This is a genomic window from Acidovorax sp. 22279, from assembly GCF_052045435.1.
Classification (GTDB): domain Bacteria; phylum Pseudomonadota; class Gammaproteobacteria; order Burkholderiales; family Burkholderiaceae_C; genus Acidovorax; species Acidovorax delafieldii.
The window spans coordinates 12,645-30,584 of record NZ_JBQEOV010000022.1 but is presented as its reverse complement, the minus strand read 5'-3'; the positions used below and the strand labels follow the sequence as shown (position 1 = coordinate 30,584).

Annotated in this window: 14 protein-coding genes; 4 read left to right on the top strand and 10 right to left on the bottom strand. The window is 62.3% G+C overall.

Translation table 11 applies throughout. The features are described from left to right. Positions 1-35 precede the first annotated feature (35 nt). The 6 genes from ACTJKQ_RS22475 to ACTJKQ_RS22450 all read right to left on the bottom strand — a co-directional run bounded on the left by ACTJKQ_RS22475 (position 36) and on the right by ACTJKQ_RS22450 (position 8,854). Positions 36-542, bottom strand: coding sequence for a hypothetical protein (locus tag ACTJKQ_RS22475; RefSeq protein ID WP_440598122.1), 507 nt, complete (start codon positions 540-542; stop codon positions 36-38). Between the two features lie 72 nt (positions 543-614). Next, positions 615-2,075, bottom strand: a complete 1,461-nt coding sequence (locus ACTJKQ_RS22470; protein WP_440598121.1) for an APC family permease — start codon at positions 2,073-2,075, stop codon at positions 615-617. Between the two features lie 30 nt (positions 2,076-2,105). After that, a complete protein-coding gene (locus tag ACTJKQ_RS22465; RefSeq protein ID WP_440598120.1) occupies positions 2,106-3,551 on the bottom strand; it encodes an aldehyde dehydrogenase family protein in 1,446 nt (481 codons plus the stop codon). A gap of 40 nt (positions 3,552-3,591) precedes the next feature. Continuing rightward, positions 3,592-4,575 carry a WD40/YVTN/BNR-like repeat-containing protein gene (locus ACTJKQ_RS22460; protein WP_440598119.1) on the bottom strand — a complete coding sequence of 328 codons (984 nt, stop codon included), beginning with the start codon at positions 4,573-4,575 and terminating at the stop codon, positions 3,592-3,594. 11 nt (positions 4,576-4,586) lie between these two features. Beyond that, positions 4,587-6,953, bottom strand: a complete 2,367-nt coding sequence (locus ACTJKQ_RS22455) for an efflux RND transporter permease subunit (RefSeq protein ID WP_440598118.1) — start codon at positions 6,951-6,953, stop codon at positions 4,587-4,589. Between the two features lie 926 nt (positions 6,954-7,879). Then, positions 7,880-8,854, bottom strand: a complete 975-nt coding sequence (locus ACTJKQ_RS22450) for an AraC family transcriptional regulator (protein ID WP_440598117.1) — start codon at positions 8,852-8,854, stop codon at positions 7,880-7,882. Between the two features lie 175 nt (positions 8,855-9,029). Between ACTJKQ_RS22450 and ACTJKQ_RS22445 the strand changes: the two genes are divergently transcribed. Beyond that, a complete protein-coding gene (locus ACTJKQ_RS22445) occupies positions 9,030-9,563 on the top strand; it encodes a 2,4'-dihydroxyacetophenone dioxygenase family protein (RefSeq protein WP_440598116.1) in 534 nt (177 codons plus the stop codon). A 44-nt stretch (positions 9,564-9,607) separates the two neighbouring features. Here ACTJKQ_RS22445 and ACTJKQ_RS22440 read toward each other — a convergent pair whose 3' ends face one another. Beyond that, entirely contained in the window at positions 9,608-10,489 is an 882-nt protein-coding gene (locus tag ACTJKQ_RS22440; RefSeq protein ID WP_440598115.1) for a TauD/TfdA dioxygenase family protein, read from the bottom strand. Positions 10,490-10,632: 143 nt separating this feature from the next. Continuing rightward, on the bottom strand, positions 10,633-11,691 hold the full coding sequence (locus ACTJKQ_RS22435; RefSeq protein ID WP_440598114.1) for an AraC family transcriptional regulator ligand-binding domain-containing protein: 1,059 nt from the start codon (positions 11,689-11,691) through the stop codon (positions 10,633-10,635). Positions 11,692-11,872: 181 nt separating this feature from the next. Here ACTJKQ_RS22435 and ACTJKQ_RS22430 point away from each other — a divergent pair, with 181 nt between their 5' ends. From ACTJKQ_RS22430 to istB, 3 genes are all read left to right on the top strand, one after another. Then, complete coding sequence (locus ACTJKQ_RS22430) at positions 11,873-12,907, top strand: Bug family tripartite tricarboxylate transporter substrate binding protein (RefSeq protein ID WP_440598113.1); 1,035 nt, start codon at positions 11,873-11,875, stop codon at positions 12,905-12,907. A 292-nt stretch (positions 12,908-13,199) separates the two neighbouring features. Next, entirely contained in the window at positions 13,200-14,726 is a 1,527-nt protein-coding gene (gene istA / locus ACTJKQ_RS22425) for an IS21 family transposase (protein WP_440598112.1), read from the top strand. After that, positions 14,719-15,615 (top strand): IS21-like element helper ATPase IstB, encoded by an 897-nt coding sequence (istB, locus tag ACTJKQ_RS22420; protein WP_440598111.1) that lies wholly within the window; start codon positions 14,719-14,721, stop codon positions 15,613-15,615. The genes istA and istB overlap by 8 nt, the downstream gene beginning before the upstream one ends. Before the next feature lie 32 nt (positions 15,616-15,647). Here the strand turns inward: istB and ACTJKQ_RS22415 are convergent, their stop codons facing one another. Together ACTJKQ_RS22415 and ACTJKQ_RS22410 are read right to left on the bottom strand one after the other, a co-directional pair. After that, on the bottom strand, positions 15,648-16,652 hold the full coding sequence (locus ACTJKQ_RS22415) for a tyrosine-type recombinase/integrase (protein ID WP_440598110.1): 1,005 nt from the start codon (positions 16,650-16,652) through the stop codon (positions 15,648-15,650). A gap of 430 nt (positions 16,653-17,082) precedes the next feature. Continuing rightward, complete coding sequence (locus tag ACTJKQ_RS22410; protein ID WP_440598109.1) at positions 17,083-17,940, bottom strand: nucleotidyl transferase AbiEii/AbiGii toxin family protein; 858 nt, start codon at positions 17,938-17,940, stop codon at positions 17,083-17,085.

Here is a 17,940-nt window from a genome sequence, read left to right as displayed (position 1 = left end):
TCGGCCTGACAATCGTTTCTCGCGGGTAGCGGCCATCAATTGCCGAAAGCGCCGGCCTGCCACATCTCCTGCACAACACGCCAGCCTTGGGAGGTGCGCTTAAGTACAAAGAGCTGACGAATCGTCTCTTGCTTGTTGGTCTTAGGCGGGTTGGGCTTGCAACTCAGCACCGCGAACACCGAAACCATGTTGCCCGACGAAACGATCGGGTCTTGCACAGCGAAGTTGCAGCCTTTGTTGCCGCCCGGGCCGAGATAGGCGAACCATTCGTCCAGGGCGACAATGGCGCCCTTCACCCCGCGCCTGGGCATTGCTTCGCCCTCGCCCGCGATGATTGCGTCCTCGGCGTAGAAACGATTAGCCAGCTCGGTGGTTGTCATGCCATTGCGATTGGCCTGATCCTGATCGGCGAAGAACGTGCGGATTTCCTTTGCAAGGTCAGGCAACACCTTGTTGGTTTCGTTGTCGCGTGCCGCCGCACCGAAGGAAATGGCGCACGTCAACGACAGAAGAGCCAAGCGTGCTTTGAGATGAAGAGTCATGTGGTCTCACAAGTGGTGGAGGAAAATGCAGCGTCTGGGGACGCCCTGAAGCACTTGGCAAGGGGCTCAGGACTAGTTCTTTAGGATGGCCGCGAACAGAGACGGCCGGTATCTGCGAAGCCACACCGCGAACAGGACGCCAACCGTCATCGCGACTGGGATGCCGATCGGCACCCCGTTGACCACCGGGTTCTGGCTACCGCTGAGGTACTCGAAGTTATGGACGGCGACAACGAGCGCACCCACCAGCCCGACAAACGACAGCACTGGAGCAATCACGTGCTGCCACAACTTACGCTGGGGATGACGTCGAAAATAGAAAACAATGGACAGGCTTGTTAGCGCCTGCAAAAACATCACACCGACGGCGGCAAAGCCGAGAGCGATCAGCCCAAGTCCGAGCATTGGGTGCAGGCCAAGGTAAGCGGCGCCCAATACAACGATGAGTGAGATGCCCGAGACGGCGGCGCTGGCCGTAGACGGCGAACCATGGACCGGGTGTGCGCGGCCTAGTACGCGGGGCAGGCAGCCTTGCCGGCCGAGCACGAACATATAGCGAGAAGCCACGTTGTGCAGCGACAGCACGGTGGCGAACATACTGGTGACGATCGCCGCCTGGATGACGTGGGTAAAAGTACCGTTGACGAACTTGTCGCTCAGTTTGAAATAGATAAGGCCGACGTCCGCCTCGGAAATGCCCTTGATGTTGCCCGGCCCCACGGCGCCGACAGTGATCCACGATGTGACGAAATAGAAGATGCCGATGGTGAAAATTGCGAGGTAGGTGGCCCGGGCCACCGCCGTCTGCGGCGACTTCGCTTCTTCCGAATACAGCGCGGCGGACTCGATGCCGAAGTAGCAGGTGAACGCGAGCAGGATCGCGACACCCGGTGCACCCTGCGTCAGGCCGCTGAGATTCAGCGACTGCAGAGGAAAGGCAGTGCTCCCCAACTGCTTAACAATGGTCGCGTCAAAAATCAGCAGCAGGATGAATTCGACGAGGATCACGGCCAGCACCGCACGAGCACTGAAGTCAACCTTCCGCAAGCCAAGAAAGCCGATGAGCGCCCAAGCCCCCAGCGAATACACCAACCAATGCAGGTTGTACCCGAGCAGGTCATTGACCGAGGTCTGCATGACGAAACCCAGATAGCTCAGTCCGCCCGGCACGAACATGGTGTAGGACACCACGGCAACGCAGGCCGCCCCCAGACCGGTGATAGATCCAAGGCCGCGCGCTATGTATGCGTAGAACGCGCCGCCAACCACCACCTCGCGGCTGATCGCAGAATAGCCCACTGCAAACAGCGCCGTCACCACCGTAGCAACAACGAAGGCAAGCGGCAGCGCGGTGCCACTGCCGAAGACCAGCGCGACCGGTAGCACACCGATGACGGCCGCGAGCGGCGCGACGGCCGCGATGACGAACACGGCCAGGCGGAGCGTTCCAAGTGTGCGGGGGAGCGAAGCGGCTTCAACGCTACCGGGTGACGGGACAAGCGTCGCTGCATTGGGGAGGGTTGATTGAGTCATAGGGGTCTCTAGATGACGGGATTCGACGCGTCAGACGCCAGCTGCGCCGAGCACGGCCTTGGTTTCCAGAAACTCATCAAAGCCCCATTCACCCCATTCGCGGCCATTGCCGGACTGCTTGTAACCACCCCAAGGCGCGGCGATGTCGACGTTGGCGCCGTTCAGGTGGACCATCCCGGTGCGCAGCCGTCGGGCGACGACGGCTGCCTCTTCAAGCGTCCCGCCATAGACGTAACCGGAGAGACCATAGGGCGAGTCGTTGGCGATGTCGACCGCCTCGTCAACGCTGGTGTAAGGCAAGATCGTCAGCACAGGGCCGAAGATCTCCTCGCGCGCGATGGTCATTTGGTTGTGCACGCGACTGAAGACCGTTGGCTTGACGAAGTAACCGCGCTCGCAGCCGGCAGGTTTTCCCGTACCGCCTGCAACCAGGTGCGCTCCTTCCGTCACACCAGTTTCGATCATGGCCACCACGCGCAGGTACTGGCGCTCATTGGCGATCGGGCCGATGAAAGTGTCGGGCGCCCGCGGGTCGCCAACGACCAGCGATTCACAGACGCGCTTCGCAAGATCCTCCACCTCGGCCAACTGCGCTTGCGGTACGAGCATGCGCGAGGGCGCAACGCATGTCTGGCCCGTGTTACCCATCATCGCGGTCACGCCGTGGGTAACTGCCTTCTCCAGATCCGCCGTCGGCAGGATGATGTTGGCCGATTTGCCGCCGAGCTCCAGCGAAACGCGTTTGGCTGAATCGGCGGCCGCCTTGGCGATGCTGGCGCCTGCTGCATTGGAGCCGGTCAGAGACACCATGTCGATCTGCGGATGCGAGGCGAGCACCTCACCTAGTCGGGCGCCTTCCCCTTGCACCATGTTGAACACGCCCGCAGGCACGCCGGCGTCATGCAGTATCTCGGCCATTAACGCCGCCGAGTAAGGCGCGCTCTGGCTCGGTTTCAGCACGACACTGCAGCCCACGGCCAGTGCAGGTGCCAGTTTGCAAGCGATCTGATTGACGGGCCAATTCCACGGCGTGATGAGCGCGCACACGCCCACCGGCTCGCGCAGAATTCGTGTCGTGCCCTGCAGCCGGTCAAAGTTAAAGTCGCGAGCTATGGCCAGTGCTGTTTGGAAGTGCCACAACCCTATTGGCGCCTGCACCTGTCGGGACAACGTCTCCAACGGCGCGCCCATCTCGGCGGTGATCGCCTCAGCCATTTCTGCCAGTCGGCGTTGATACTCTGCGCAGATGGCCTGTAGCAACTCATTGCGCTGCGACTGCGGCCAAGCGGAATATTTGTTGAACGCTCGTGCGGCAGCCTGCACTGCTTTGTTGACGTCGGCCGTAGTGCCGAAGGCTAGGCATCCGGAGACGTCGCCGGTGGCCGGGTTGATGATCTCGCGCTGGCTGCCACCCGCTTCGGGTGCCACCCAGTGGCCGTCGATATAAAAATTCAAAAGGTGATCTGCGGGAACCATGTCATGACTTTCAAGGGGTTCGATGGATCGGGGACCAGCTTCAGCGTGTCGCCACGGCTGGCCCCCGCATAGTGAAGAACATGCCATGGCCTTTCGCCGTGGCAACGGCAGCGGTGTAGGCGGTACGGTCTGATCGTTGCTGCACTTCGAATCGCTCGCCGTTTTCGCGACCGGTCAGCAAAACGCCGTCCAGCCCCACCGCCTGCACGGTGCCGTCGGGCAACTGCACGATCCCTGTGATGGAGCTGGTCGTGCCTGTCTTCAGCGCGCGCCAGGTGCTGCCCCTGTCGCTACTGCGGTAGAGCGAGCCGCGCAATCCACCGACCAATAGGTCTCCATCCTTCAGCGCTATGCCGGTCCACAGGCTGCCGGGGTAGCCTGTCTCGATTGCCTCCCAGCTAGCGCCGTTGTCCGTCGAGCGCAGCACCGCGCCACGCTCGGCGGCGATGTACAGATGACCGGGGGCGCCGGCAAATACGCAGTACAGGTTGCGGTCGGCGCGCTTGGCGCCGGGCGGCACGGGCAGCTCAACACGCGTCCACGTCGTCCCACCGTCTTGCGTGCGCAACATCATTGACCACAGGCCCACCGTCACACCCTCAGACGCATTGCTGAAGACCACGGAGAAGAACGGCTGATCCACGCTGGGGTCACTGTGCTGCAACGTCCAGTTTTCACCGCCATCCACAGTCTTGAGAATCGTGCCCCAGTGCCCGACGGCCCAGCCGGTCTTCGAATCTACGAATTTCACGTCGGTCAGCAGCGCGGAGACGGGCACTGCCTTCGCTTGACGCCAGTGCTCGCCGTCGTCGTCCGAAAGGGCGATGGTGCCGCGCTCTCCGACAGCGACGATGCGATCACCGACACGGGCGGCGGCCATGTAGGCAGTGTCGGCAAGAGCGGCCGACGCCGACGCCGGACGCAATAGTGCTGCGGGGTCGATGTTGACTTGGCTCCAAACTACGGAGGGTGCGATGACCCCCGACGCGAGTACCACCGCCGCGATGAAAGTAAACAGCTTCATGACTTAGTCGATCAATGGGTCAGAATCGAGGGCGAGTAGGCTTTGCCCTTGCGCGGCACCAAGCGCTCCAGCACCACTGCCAGCGCTGGCAGCGCAGTGAAGGCCATTACGAGGTTGACAAGAAACATGAATGCCAGGAGCTTGCCCATGTCCGCCTGGAACTTCAGGTCGGAGAAGGCCCAGGTGCACACACCTACCGCCAGCGTCAGCGCTGTGAAGATGGTCGCAATTCCCTCGAACTCCAGCGCCCGCTGCATGGCCACATGGATGGGGTCGCCATCGGCCAGATGCATCTGCAACCGGTTGTAGATGTACAGCGCATAGTCCACGCCGATGCCCACGGCCAGCACCATGACCGGCAGGGTGGCCACGGTCAGGCCGATCTGAGCCTCCTTCATAAACCAGTAGCCGATGAAGGTGCCAACCGTCAGTGGGAAGCAGCAAGCCACCGCCGCGCGCAGATCGCGGTAGACCAGCAGGACCAGGCCGACGATGGCGGCGTAGACGTACAGAAGCATCGGCATCTCGCTGTGCTCGAGTTCGTCGTTGGTGGCGGCCAGCACACCGGCGTTGCCGGCGGCCAACAGCAGCTGCACACCCTCCGGCGGCTGGTTCTGGACGGCGAACAGCTTGATCGCGTGCACCAGACGCTCGATGGTCACCGCCTTGTGATCGCTTAGGTACAACGTGACCGAGGTCATACTGCAATCGGCGTTGTTGTAGCCGCGCACGCGGCCGATCTCGGTAGCCAGCGCGTCGTGATTCACCGAGTCAATCGGCACCACCGACATCTTGGGATAACCCTCGTTGTAGCCCTGGCTGTAGGTCTTGAGCATGCCCACAAATGAATCGGCCGCAGTCACACCGGGACTGCTGGCCATGGTGGCGACAAATCGCTCGACATAGAGGCTGACTTGGGCGTTGGCGCAGGAGTTCGGTGGCGACGCAACGACGACGGTCAGCCAATCCAGCCCCATGTCGAAATTGGAAGCAATTGCCACTGCATCGCGGTTGAAGCGCGAGTCTTCGCGCAGCTCGGGCGCACCGGGCTGAACGGTGCCGACGATGCGATCACGGCTGAACCATACGGCCGCGGCCAGCATGGCGAAGGAGAGAACAGTGATCACCACCGCATTGCGCCACTGCGCCACGCCAGCCAGCACGCGAATGACGCGCACGCGCGACTCTCGCTTGCTCATCGCTCGGCGCGCGTAGTCGTCAGAGAAATTGCAGTACGACGCGGCAACCGGCAGCATCACCAAGTTGGTGAAGACCTTATAGCCCACCCCCAACGAAGCCGTGATGGCCAGCTCACGGATCATGGGTATGGGAATAAGCAGCAGGGTAATGAACGAGATGAGCGCCGTCACTAGAGCCAGCACCCCAGGGACCAACAGGCCAGTGAAGCTGTCGCGCGACGCCTGCATGGTGGTTTTGCCATGAGCCAACCCGCGGACAATGAAGTTGATTTGCTGCACACCATGCGACACGCCAATGGCGAACACAAGGAACGGCACCAGCACTCCCAGCGGGTCGAGGCCGTAACCCATCAGCTTGAGGGTACCGAACTGCCAGATCAGCGAGGTCAGCGAGCAGATCACCGGCAGGATGGTCAGCCGCCATGAGTGGCAGTACCAATAGACTGCACCCAGTGTCAGTACCAGCGCCAAGGCGAAGAACTCGATGACGCTCTTGCCACCTTCGGCAATATCGCCGATCTGCTTGGCAAAGCCAATGATCTGGATCTCGAACCGGTCATCCTCAAATTTTTGGCGCAGCTGCTGTTCGAGCACCCTGTTGTAGGCGACGTAGTCGAGCCTGGTGCCGTCGGCGTTGGCCTCTATCAATTCGGCCACCACCATCGCCGCAGTCTGATCGCGCGAGACCAGCACGCCGACGTAGCCGCCTTGGCTGGTGGAGTTCTGAATGCCGGAGATGACCTCGGGCGTGAGCGCGTCGACCGTCACCGTGCCGGGGATCAGCGGCTCGGCACGAAAGCCCTCTTCGGTGATCTCGTTTACGAAGCTGTTGGGCGTCCACAGCGACTTGACGCTGCCGCGGTCGACGTTCGGCAGGAAGGTGACGGCCTGGGTGAGCTCGTACATCCGGGTCAGCGCCTCGCGGGTCCAAATGCTGCCCGAGCGCGCCTTGAGCACCACAGTGAGGCGATTTGTGCCCGGCAGCTGATTGCGGTACTTGTTGAGCGTTTCGACGTAGGGGTGACCGACAGGGATCTGCTTCTCGAAGCCGGCCTCCATATGCAACTGCAGGGCGAACCATGCCATCACGGCAGTGAACACGGCAAAAGCGACCAGCACCCAGGCGCGCCGGCTGAACAACCAAGCTTCTAGACGGGCGACCAGCGGTTTGAGGTTCATTGAATAAAACAAGTCAGTTGACCGATATAATTGGATCACGTCGCAGGCCTTCACAGACCTAACGTTTTCCCTGATGCAGAACACTTGTACGATCAAAGAGGTTTGGCTTTCCAGTGGAAAGTCGGACACTCGATCCGACGCAAGGCATCGGCGATGCATTTCTCTTTACACACCATCTTGAGTTCTCAAGCCAAAATACAAGTCATATGTATGACAATTATTGTCCGACTGTATTCGTAAATAGCGTTGCGTCCAGTGCGCGTAAGAACCGGGCACCCGATACCGCGCAGAAGTTGTTGAAGCATGCAGAGGCATGGGCGTGATCTCCCCATGACCCGGAACAGACGTCCGGCCCCGCGCTGGGCGTTGCCCGACGCCATCGCCGGAGCGAGGACTGCTTGTTGTCGCAGCGAAATGCAAGCTCATCGAGGCGGTATCGATGCTTGGTCCATGCGCCGACAAGACCAAACGCGCCTACGTCTCGGCAAAATGCCTCTGGCGCCTTCTATGCGGTACCCGGTGCGGTCTTCAGCTTCCGAGTCGGGAGAGGCGCGCGGTTCCCAACGCGTTCCTCGACACAGCGGGCGACGATCGGCGAAGTTGGCGCGGCACGCCGGTGCGCGACGGATAAGGTCTAGGGCAGCGTGCTGAGTGAGTGTCCGATGCATAAGCACCCGCGTGTCTTCTCCCGCGCGATGCAGGTTGGACGAGCTTGTTGCGCGACGGCTGGCACAGCGCGAGCGCGACCGAGCCTCGCAGCACAAGCACATTGGCAGGATCCACAGGGTCGAGAGAGAGCGGATTGCTATGGCACTCGACGGAGGGTTGGCAGAGAGGCTAACCGGTCGGCAGTTCGCGACGCATCGACGAATCGCCACGCCTGCGTCTCGTAGTCAAGGCGAACATCACGTCCTACATCGCCGCGGCTATCGACAATGGCCGCGGCGGTGTTGCGAGGGGGGCTGGCCGAATTTCGCTTTGAACGCGCTGGAGAAGTGCGCAGGCGACGCAAATCCGCATTGGAAGGCAACGTCGCCCACTGTGAGGCGCCGCCGTGCCGGGTCGGCCAACATTTGCTGAGCCGTTTCGAGGCGACATTGCCAGATCCATCCGGTAACGGTGCAGCCTTTGCCTGCAAACAGGCGATTCAGATGGCGCGGCGACAGGCAGACATGTCTGGCGACGGCTGCCGCATCGAGCCCGGCATCGGCAAGATGTTCTGCGATGTAGGTTTCAGCACATAGGCGCGCTACCTCTGATGAAGCGCCACTCCAGCCCACCCCAGAAGACTGTGTCAGAAGCGCCCGACATAGAACGCTGATCCTTTCGGCGGCCTTGGCAGCATCACGGGCAAGTGGCCGGTCAATGAAGTTGCGCAGGGTTCGATCCAATTCAGCGCGAAAGCTCTGGCCACCTTGCCGCGCGAAATCGAACTTGGTGGGCCCCGTCGGCAGAATGGATGCGTCTTCGTCCAGCAGCAACGGCGCCGGCAGATCAACCAAGAACTGTCGAGCCCTGCGAGAAAACCCGCACAGGTAAGGATCGGATGTCCGGTACGCAAGCACGTCACCGGCCTGCGCCGTAATGCAGCGCCCCTTCTGGTAGAAAAACGCCTCGCCCTCGACCACCATGGCAATGAAGACGGAATTCTTCGGATGGCGCCGCAACAATGCAGGGGTCCTTTCGATGACGTGCTCGTTGCCGGCCACGTCGGCCACTCGCAATGATCCCAGGTCGAAATTCCGCTCCGTGGCCTCCAGGCCCTCGCCGGCATAGCTGGTGCATCGCAATCCGATCAGCTCGGACGCATTGTGGGCCTCCCAGAAGCCGACTCGCTCATGCGGCGGCACCAAGTCGGTGGAGACTTTGCATTGGGGCACCGTGATTGGCATGGAACTCATCGCTGGGCTCGTGGTCGTCTGAATGCGCCGATGCTACGCACAGTGGGCGCGGACAGCGAGTGGGAATACACCAGAACGGATGTCCAAATGGAGAAAAGAATTCGTCCATCCAGCGATAACGGGCCTTGGCGGGCCTCTCTAGACTGCCTGCATCACATCACAAACGGAGACAACGATGCAGCATTCCCTCCCCGAGGAGTTTTGGCGGGACATCGCGCCGATCGCGAACGTTTTCAAGCCCGATGCCAAGCCTGAGGTGCATATCGCCAATGCAGCCACCGACGACGGCCGCTTCTACGTTCCAATCAGTGAGACCGTTTCATCTCGCCCTCTTTGGATTTCCCCCAGTGAGAACAAGTGGGCCGATATCTTGCGCGCCGAAGGGCCAGGGGTGATCAATCGCCACTACCATCCGCACGAGGTATTCGCCTTCACCTTGTCTGGCAAGTGGAGTTATCTGGAGCATGAGTGGACCGCCGAGGCTGGCGACTTCGTCTATGAGACGCCTGGCGAGAGTCACACGCTGGTTGCGCACCACCATCCAGCACCGATGAGGGTCTTCTTCATCGTGAAGGGCCCCCTCATCTGGCTGGACGAGGCAGGCAAATCGGTCGGGCACTTCGACGTGCACGATTACATCGAGTTGGCCCGGGCGCACTATCAGAAGGTGGGGCTTGGCGCGGCCTACGTCGATACTCTGTTCCGGTAAGGCGACGAGCCGATCCGATGGTTATGCGGCCGACCTTCTTTCGGCTACGTTCGCTCGGCGACGCAGACGGGTCTCTCGCCCGCCACGGTCGTTCTGTGCATCACCCTGAGATGCCCGTCGTAGCCGCCGCCGGCGTTGTGCAGGGTGCAGCGGTTGTCCCAGATGGTCACCATGTCCTGGCTCCACTTGTGGGCGTAGACGTACTCATCCTGCGTCGCGTGCGCATAGAGAAACGCAAGGACGTTGTCCGACTCCGCTTGGCTCAGCCCTTCGATGCCCAAGGTGTATGTCGGGCTGACGTACAGCGCCTGACGGCCCGAGACGGGATGCGTACGAACCACGGGGTGGCAGAAGGTCTTCTCGGCCTCCACCCCCGTGACGATCTTCATCGAGCGGCTCTCTGACTCGTTCGCGAAAACGCCCGCTCGCCCGTACGGTCGAGCTGCGGAATGAATGGCGGTCAGGCTGCACAACCACTTCTGCATCGTCGGCGACAACGCGTCGAACGCGCGGGCGCAGTCGGCGAACAGCGTGTCGCCGCCCACGGGCGGGGTGACCTTGGAGATGAGGATGGTCGCAGCCGGCGGCTGCTCCTGGAAGCTCCAGTCCGAATGCCAGGCGGCACCGAAGTTGACGGCCTTCTCCTCAGCCGTGCGACGCAACTCGAGCACATGCGGATGGCCTTCGAGTGGCTTGATGAACGGGTCGACACCGAACTCGCCGAACTGAAGCGTGAACGCTTCGAGCTGCTCGATGGTCAGCGGCTGGTCGGGAAAGTACAGCACGGCCTGCCGTGCGAAGGCCGCGTTCAGCTCGGCGCGTGTGGCGCCCGACATGGGCTGAGACAGATCCAGTCCGGTGACTCGGGCGCCAAAGCCCGTCGGTCTGGGGCTGACATTGATGGTGGTGTGGGAAGTGAGGCTCATTGGTTGTCTCTGATAGGCATCACGTGATGCAAGCCCATGCTAGGGACGACTGGCCGCCTTCTTTTGGCTTGATCCGCCAAACGCTTGTTTCTCCACGCCAAACCTCAAATTCCGGCGGCGTCAACGGGCGCTGGAACCGCTTGCTAGAGCATCTTTGTCGGCAGGTTGAACGCCCGCGCCCCCGGCATGTTGCCCAGCGCAAGCTCCTTGCGCAGGCTGCTCGGAGAGGTACCCCAGTGCGCGCGCACCGCGTGCGACATCGCGCTCAGGTCCGCATAGCCGAGCGCCTCCGCGATGTCGGCGAGCGATTGCGAAGGGCTGCCGAGCAGGCGAATTGCTTCTTCCATGCGCGTGGCTTCGAGCACCCGACGGTAGCTGGTGCCGCGGACCTCCAGCCGCCGTTGCAGGGTCCGCACACTCATGCAGAGCGTGTTGGCCACCACGCTGCATTCGGCGCCCGCGAGACCGTGCGACAGGATGGCCGCCTGGACATGGTCCACCAGCGACTCGGTGCGGCTTTGCGCATGAAGCAGGTCTTGCGCGCGGCTCAATGCCATCTGCAGCAGGTGAGGGTCCGCCGCGGCGAAAGGGGTGTCGAGGTCGGCGCATGAGAAGTCCATGTACGGACAACCGTCGCTCTCCCCCACATCGCAGTCCAGCAACTGCTCGTAGTCGCGGCGCACCGACGGCGTGGCGCCGGGCAATGCAAGGGCCGACGGCCGAAGCTGGAGCGTGCGGCAATGGCGCAGCAACCGCAGTGTGCCCGCGAACACACTGTCGATCTGGGCTGCGTGCATGACCACGGGGCTGGGCTTGACGTTGTAGTTCAGCCGTAGGCCGTCGTGCCGCGCGATCAGGTCGAAACGGCCCGAGTTGCTGACCAGGCTCTGATAGCGCACCGCATTGATGAGGCTGTGCCGCAGGTCGGGGCTGTGAATGGCCACCCAAGCCGACACGTTCATGGCCTGCAGCGGAAGATTGAGCCCCACGCGCAGGCCTAGCAGCGGCGAGCCGCCGACCTTCATGGCCTGATGCCACAGCCGACGGACAGCCACCATTTTCAACGGCCGCGTGGGGTTGCGCTCGGTGACCTCTTTCAACCACTGGGCATCCGCCAGCAGGCGCATGGGGATGTTCTGCGCCTCGAACTGCTCGAGCACGCTGATCAGCCAGGTTCCCAGAACGGTGTCCGTGTTGGTCATGCCAAAGAGTATGGCCGCGGCGCGGCGGCGGCAGTCGCCAACGCATCTTCATGTCGTTTCATCACAAATTTGTGGCGTACCGCTACATTCCGGCGCAGGCACGGGTCGGCAAGATTCTCCTAGCACCGGGCAGCTGCCAACAGCGAGCGTCACGGTGCAATCACAACTGATGGAGACAACGATGATTCGAATTCCTGCCCCGCCGGCCCACGGCACCGGCACGCCCGCCATGCCGCGCGGCCTGCGCTGCCTCTTGCACGTCCTTGGCGCCGTGCTGCTCGCAGGCGCGGCGATCTCGCATGCGCAAGCGCCCGCGGGCCGCATGTCCAGCATGGTGGTGGCCTATCCAGCGGGCGGGCCGGCCGACGTGACGGCCCGGCAGCTCGAGCCTGCGATGCGCAGATCTCTTGGCCAAGGCTTCATCATCGAGAACCTCCCCGGTGCCAGCGGCGCCATTGCGATCGACAAGGTGCTGAAGGCCCCGAAAGACGGGCAAATGACACTGTTCGCCGATGCGAGCAACGTGATCCTGGCGCCCATGGTGCTGGCCGCCGTTCGCCACAAGCCCGATCAGCTGCGACTTGTTGGCATGGCCAGCCGCACGCCGCTGGTGCTGGTCAGCGGCCTTCAGAACAGCGCGCGCACGCTGCCCGAGCTGATGGCATCGGCACGCAAGGCAGGCGCCCCGCCGCTGACCTATGGAAGTTTTGGCGCGGGCTCCATGCCCCACCTGGTGAGCGAAGACTTCGCTGGGCGCCAGCGCATCGAGATGACACACGTGCCCTACCGCGGCTCTGCGCCGCTCGTGCAAGACCTGATCGGCGGGCAGGTGCAATTGGCGTTCCTGCCGGTTGGCGGAAACACAGTCGACCTGATCTTGCAAAAGAAGCTCAAGGCGTACGCGGTGACGTCCGACCACCGTGTCGCGCGGTTGGCCGATGTGCCAACCGTGGCCGAGACCACAGACCTGCAGAACTTCAACTTCGAGATGTGGGGCGGCGTGTATGTGCCGCGCGAGGTGCCCATCGACGTGGCGATCCGATTGAACAAGGCCGTGGACGAAGCCTTGCAGGATCGCGACTACCAGCGCCAGACCGAGATGGCTGGCGCCACGGTCGGGGCGCGCATGAATCTGGCAGAACTCGACACCTTCTTCAAATCGGAGGTCACCAAGTTCACGCAGATCGCGCGCTCGATCAAGCTTGAGCCGCAATAGCCCAGCGTCCGTCGAGATACCACCCTTCCCTGTCCCCCCGCTCCGGCCGACTTTGCTCCGGCGCGAACTGCGCGGTGCCGCGCGCTCTTTCCCCCTCCGTTCTTTCTAACCCGGGAGCTCCCCATGATCCGTGTCACCGTGTCCTATCCGGCCACCGCAGGCCAGCGCTTCGACCACGACTGTTAGTGCCGATGCAATCTTGACCAGCTAAACCGCAAAGTGCCAATCCAATATTGACCAGGGTGTTCCACTGACCTGCTGAGAATTTCAGCAGGGATTCAAGGTGATCACCATGGACATGATTGGCAAGGTCAGGCGCATGAGGCTGCGCGACCAACTCTCTCTCAGCGAGATCGCAAAGCGCACGGGCCTGTCGCGCAACACGGTCAAGAAGTGGCTCAAGGCGCCCGGCGATGTTGTGCCGAAGTACGAGCGGGTGAAGTTCGATGGCAAGCTCACGGCATTCGAGCCGGCCCTGCATCAAGCACTCACAACCGACAGCCATCGCCCCAAGCAGGGACGGCGCAGCGGCCGTGCCTTGTTTGCTCAGATACAGGCCCAGGGCTACCGCGGCGGCTACAGCGCCGTCACCGACTACATCCGGCGCTGGCGGGTGGAGTCAGCAGCCAGTCCGGCCAAGGCGTTCGTTCCGATGAGCTTCGAGCTGGGCGAGGCCTTCCAGTTCGACTGGAGCGTCGAAGCCATGGTCGTCGGCGGCGTGTTCTACAACGTGCAAGTTGCGCACCTGAAGCTGTGCGCCAGCCGTGCTTTCTGGCTGGTGGCCTACCCCAGCCAGGGCCATGAGATGCTGTTCGACGCGCACACACGCTCGTTCCAGGCACTCGGTGGCGTCACCCGGCGCGGCATCTACGACAACATGCGCACCGCCGTGGACAAGGTGCAGCGTGGCAAGCAGCGCACCGTCAACGCGCGATTCGCGGCCATGTGCAGCCACTACCTGTTCGACGCCGACTTCTGCAACGTCGCCTCGGGCTGGGAGAAGGGGGTGGTCGAGAAGAACGTGCAGGACAGCCGCAGGCGCATCTGGATCGAAGCCGCGACCCGTCGCTTCGGCTCGTTCATCGAACTCAATGCCTGGCTGAGCGAGCGGTGTCGTTCGGTGTGGAGCGACACCACGCATCCGATCCACCGACAGTTCACCGTGGCCGAGATGTGGGAGTTGGAGAAGCCTCACCTCATGTCCATGCCGGCCCCCTTCAACGGCTACGTCGAGCGGCTGGCCCGGGTCAGCAGCACCTGCCTGGTGGCCGCCGCGCGCAACCGTTACTCCGTGCCGTGCGAGTGGGCCGGCCACATCGTCAGCACCCGCGTCTATCCCGAACGAATCGATGTGGCGGCCGCAGATGCCGTCGTAGCCAGCCATGCCCGGCTGCCGGGCAGTGGCCAGACCAGCTACGACTGGCAGCACTACATCGACCTGGTGCAGCGCAAACCGGGCGCATTGCGCAATGGCACGCCGTTCCTGGACCTTCCGGCGCCGTTGCTGCGTTTGCGCCAGTCGCTGCTCAGGCACCCTGGAGGAGACCGGGTCATGGCACAGGTGCTGGCCGTGGTGCCGCAGGCTGGGCTGGAAGCGGTGCTGGTGGCCATCGAGCTGGTACTCGAAGGCAGGGCCCCCAGTGGCAGCATTAGCGTGGAGCACGTGCGCAACGTGCTGGCCCGCTTGAACAACCCGGCCACGCCAGCGCAGGCGCAGACGTCCTTGCAACTCACCCAGGCGCCCAAGGCCGACACCGCGCGTTATGACCGGCTGCGCCCCACCCACACGGACCATGAGCAGGAGGTCGATCATGCGTGAGACCTCCATCGATGTACTGGCCCAACTGAAGGCGCTGCGGCTCAACGGCATGGCCACGGCCTGGGCCGATCTGACGGAGCAAGGTGGCGATACGACCCTGGCCGCATCACGCTGGCTGGTGGAGCACCTGCTACAGGCTGAAGATGCTGATCGGGCGATGCGCTCCATCGCCCACCAGATGAAGGCGGCGCGCTTCCCGATGCACCGCGACCTGGCTGGGTTCGACTTCACCGTCGCGCAGGTCGACCGCGCGTTGATCCAGAAACTGGCGGACCTCTCGTTCACGCAGGATGCGCAGAACGTGGTGCTGGTCGGCGGCCCAGGCACCGGCAAAACCCACCTGGCCACGGCGCTGGGAATTGCTGGGCTCACCCGGCACGCCAAGCGAGTGCGGTTCTACTCCACGGTCGATCTGGTCAATGCCCTGGAGCATGAGAAGAGCCAGGGCCGTGCCGGACGCATCGCCATGAGTCTGGTGCGCATGGATCTGGTCGTGCTCGACGAGTTGGGCTACCTGCCCTTCAGCCAGGCCGGTGGCGCCTTGTTGTTCCACCTGCTGTCCAAGCTGTACGAGCACACCAGCGTGATGATCACCACCAACCTGACGTTCGCGGAGTGGTCCACGGTGTTCGGCGATGCCAAGATGACCACTGCGTTGCTGGATCGCTTGACCCATCACTGCCACATCATCGAGACGGGCAACGAGTCCTACCGCTTCCGCCACAGCACGCACGAAGCCAAGGGGCGCATCAAGACCCGTGAGCAGACCAGGAAAGCAGCAGCGGCACAGTTAAGCGAGGGCTCGCAGGAGGGGGCCTCGCCTGACGGCTCGGGAATACCAACTACCAGTTCAAAAAAAGGAGGTGCAACCGAACCATCCAACCTATAGTTATCCACAGCTGGCTTCTAATGGAACCAGCTTCAGCCCCTGGTCAATGTTCGACTGGCACTGCTGATCACGATTGCACTGGCGCTAACAATGCTGCGAAAAATCGGCCCGGCCGGGCCGGTCAACGGATGCAGGTCCCGAAGGATTTCCATCGCTTGCCGCGGCAGCGGCACCAGGTGTGCCGGCGTGCGGCTGTCCCGCTTCTGCCATTCGCGCAGCTTCATCTTCTCGGGCGGGCAGCGCCACAGTTCATCGTCGAGATGGATGTCCTCCCATTCAGCAAGGCGCAACTGGCCTGGGCGCTGGAAGATCACCGGCGCGAGCCGCAGCGCGCAGCGTGTGATGAAGGCACCGTTGTAGTCGCGGATGTCACGCAGCAACAGCCCGAGCTGCGCGGGATCGGTGATGGCGGCGTAGTGCCGGCTGCGCGGCGCCGGCAGGCCGCCGGTGTTCTTGTTGACGAAGTTTCTGGACGGCTCCAGGGCGCCAACGTCCACCGCATGCTGGTACACGTGCTGCACCGCCTCGCGCACGCGCTGGGCCGTCTCCAGGTTGCCGCGGTCCTTGATCCGGTGCAGGCATCGCACGATCTCGGTGGGGCCGACCTTCTCGATGGGCCGGTCGCCCACCCAGGGGAAGACGTGGATCTCCAGGTGCCGGATGACTTTGCCGGCGTAGCCGCTCGACCATTGCCGGTCTTTCCTAGCATTGGCCACCCAGGCGCGTGCCAGCAGCTCGAAGGTATTCAGCGCAGCGACGCGCTCCTGCTCTTCTCGTTGCCGACGAACCTCCTTGAGGTCCTGTCCGCCCGCGCGCAGGCTGCTGGCCTCATAGGCCTTGGAGCGCGCTTGCGCCAGCGTCACCGCCGGGTACGGCCCCAGCCCGAGCTTGACGGTCTTCCCGTCCTTGTCGTATCGGTAGATCCAGGCCTTCCCACTGCTGCGCACGCGCAGGAACAGGTTGTCGCCATCGTTGAGGAAGAATTCCTTCGGCCCAGGCTTGGTCGCCTTGATTTGCGTCTCGCTCAGCAGTCCCATTTCGTACCCCGTACCCCCGAGGGGCGTTTTTCATGGGATCACTCTAGGGTACGGCCCGGGGTACGGGCAAACGCGGGATGTAACGGAACGACTTGGGACGTTGTGAGCGACATTTCGGAGCTAAGTCCTTGTCGCACAAATGAAAACGCCTAGTCTGGAGGGACTAGGCGTAGAGTGATTGGTGGCCTGGGGCGGAATCGAACCACCGACACAAGGATTTTCAATCGAAAACTTTGTGTGCAGCGCGTTCGGAACCAAACGCAATTCCTAACAAAATCAAGCACTTGGACAGCATTCAAAAACAGTAGCTCACTGTCAAACGCAGTCGTCCGCACCTGTTCCACCCTCCACATTGCCAATTTTGTGACAGTGTTTTGGGCTCGGTAGATTGTACCCGTACGGCCCCCCACCCGCTCCCTGTCCGCGCTCTTCAGACTTCCCAGGGCAATGACCGGTATAGCACCTGCACGGCCGTCATTGCTTCGTCAAACGGCGGCAGGTCTCCGTCGATGTCGTCGACCAGGCTCTCGTACCCTTTTCGGGCCAAGAGGATGACCTGTTCATCGTCCAGGGAATCTTTCGTGGGCTCGATTTGCTTGGAGCGACACGACTGCAAGAGTACGTCGTGGATGTTCTGAAGGTCCTGCCCCGACAGTGCCATGGAGGACTGCAACAGCAAATGGATGTCATAAACGTCTTGTCTGCGATTGCGCCGACGGATGGGCTGCTGCAGCAAGGAACGCAGTTTCTCCGCCACCACGTTATGCAGGCTATATGACTGGATGGTCACCCCGCCATCGAGCTCCAGCACCTCGACGTCCACCACAGCCTCGTTGTAGCTGTAATCAATCTCCACGATAAGGGGCGACTGCCCTGCTTCCAGGCGCTGCATGGCCGCTGGTTTGGTCGCATCTGCATAGCCGACCTTGAGCTTGAGACTCTGGTGGGTCCTGTTTTCTCCCTTGGGCTGCACCTGATGAGATTGCAGTTTGCAGGCAGTGGCATAGGGCAAGCGGTCGGCAGCCAGCACCAGCTGCCGCTCAAATTCCTGCACAAGCTCCTCAGCCTGCGCTTCCCGATAGACGTCCGCCGTCGAAAAGTCGATGTCCCGGGTGAATCGGGTGCTTGCATAGCGAATGGCCATGAGCAGGCCACCTTTCATCACCATCTTGGTCTGAAGGCTGCGCGACTGACCAATGGCATCCAGAATGGTATGCACGGCCTCCCGAAATCGTCGCTGGGGCGCATCTGCCTGCTCCACCCACGCGGACACATCCACTTCGTTCAC

Excerpts from the sequence above, each read along its gene's own strand:
- ACTJKQ_RS22475 (WP_440598122.1), bottom strand. The coding sequence starts at position 542 with ATGACTCTTCATCTCAAAGCACGCTTGGCTCTTCTGTCGTTGACGTGC.
- ACTJKQ_RS22470 (WP_440598121.1), bottom strand. The coding sequence starts at position 2,075 with ATGACTCAATCAACCCTCCCCAATGCAGCGACGCTTGTCCCGTCACCC.
- ACTJKQ_RS22465 (WP_440598120.1), bottom strand. The coding sequence starts at position 3,551 with ATGGTTCCCGCAGATCACCTTTTGAATTTTTATATCGACGGCCACTGG.
- ACTJKQ_RS22460 (WP_440598119.1), bottom strand. The coding sequence starts at position 4,575 with ATGAAGCTGTTTACTTTCATCGCGGCGGTGGTACTCGCGTCGGGGGTC.
- ACTJKQ_RS22455 (WP_440598118.1), bottom strand. The coding sequence starts at position 6,953 with ATGAACCTCAAACCGCTGGTCGCCCGTCTAGAAGCTTGGTTGTTCAGC.
- ACTJKQ_RS22450 (WP_440598117.1), bottom strand. The coding sequence starts at position 8,854 with ATGAGTTCCATGCCAATCACGGTGCCCCAATGCAAAGTCTCCACCGAC.
- ACTJKQ_RS22445 (WP_440598116.1), top strand. The coding sequence starts at position 9,030 with ATGCAGCATTCCCTCCCCGAGGAGTTTTGGCGGGACATCGCGCCGATC.
- ACTJKQ_RS22440 (WP_440598115.1), bottom strand. The coding sequence starts at position 10,489 with ATGAGCCTCACTTCCCACACCACCATCAATGTCAGCCCCAGACCGACG.
- ACTJKQ_RS22435 (WP_440598114.1), bottom strand. The coding sequence starts at position 11,691 with ATGACCAACACGGACACCGTTCTGGGAACCTGGCTGATCAGCGTGCTC.
- ACTJKQ_RS22430 (WP_440598113.1), top strand. The coding sequence starts at position 11,873 with ATGATTCGAATTCCTGCCCCGCCGGCCCACGGCACCGGCACGCCCGCC.
- istA (WP_440598112.1), top strand. The coding sequence starts at position 13,200 with ATGGACATGATTGGCAAGGTCAGGCGCATGAGGCTGCGCGACCAACTC.
- istB (WP_440598111.1), top strand. The coding sequence starts at position 14,719 with ATGCGTGAGACCTCCATCGATGTACTGGCCCAACTGAAGGCGCTGCGG.
- ACTJKQ_RS22415 (WP_440598110.1), bottom strand. The coding sequence starts at position 16,652 with ATGGGACTGCTGAGCGAGACGCAAATCAAGGCGACCAAGCCTGGGCCG.